Annotated in this window: 2 protein-coding genes; both read right to left on the bottom strand. The window is 61.9% G+C overall.

The window, feature by feature from the left end:
* The coding region (locus tag FK530_RS24385; protein WP_231706783.1) for an ATP-binding cassette domain-containing protein at nucleotides 1-204 on the bottom strand (204 nt) is incomplete at its 3' end.
* Between the two features lie 67 nt (nucleotides 205-271).
* Nucleotides 272-818, bottom strand: a 547-nt coding sequence (locus FK530_RS24380) for an ABC transporter permease (RefSeq protein ID WP_146489426.1), incomplete at its 5' end; no start/stop codon positions are given.

Here is an 818-nt window from a genome sequence, read left to right as displayed (position 1 = left end):
AAAGCCCGCAATCATGCGCAGCGTGGTCGTCTTGCCACACCCGGATGGTCCGAGCAGGGTGACGAACTCCCCTGGAGCGATGTCAAGGTTGATGCCGTCGACAGCGCGGACATCGGCCCCACCGTCCTCGAAGACCTTCACAAGATCCTGCAGCTGCAGGTGCCCGGTCTCACGTGTCCCATCGCGGGAGAGGAACTCCTCCACTCCCTCGGTGACGACGATGTCTTCGCTGGCTCGTGGGTTCACGGTACTGGCCTTTCGTGGTGCCTGATCACAGACCGGTCCGCGCCTGTGACTTCACAGAGGAGTCCCGGACCAGGAGGTTCATGAGACCGATGACTGCCATGACAATGACGATGAGGATCGTGCAGAACGCGAACGCATTGCCGAATCGGCCAGCGTCGACTTCCGAGAGGATCTGGGACGTCATGATCTTGGTGTGGGGGGTGGTGATGAAGATGATCGGGGAAAGGGTCGTCATCGACCGGGCAAAGGCGTAGGTGAGCCCTGCGATGAAAGCAGGGCGGATCAACGGGAGGGTGACCCGGATGAAGGTCTTGAGCCCGGAGGCACCCAACGACGTCGAGGCCTCGTCGATCGCCTTGTCGATCTGCTGGAGGCTCGCCACACCTGAGCGCTGGCCCGAGGGCATTGAACGGGCAATGTAGACCATGATGATGGCGACGGCCCCACCGAAGACGGCACCCCCACCTGCCAGAGCCGGAAGCAACTGGACGTGACCAATGGCGAGTGGCTTGTTGAAGGTGACCAGGTATCCGATACCCAGCACCGTGCCCGGCACCGAGAGTCCCAACATC

Source organism: Tsukamurella conjunctivitidis, assembly GCF_007858475.1.
GTDB classification, from domain to species: Bacteria; Actinomycetota; Actinomycetes; order Mycobacteriales; family Mycobacteriaceae; genus Tsukamurella; species Tsukamurella conjunctivitidis.
This window is presented reverse-complemented; position numbering and strand designations above follow the sequence as displayed.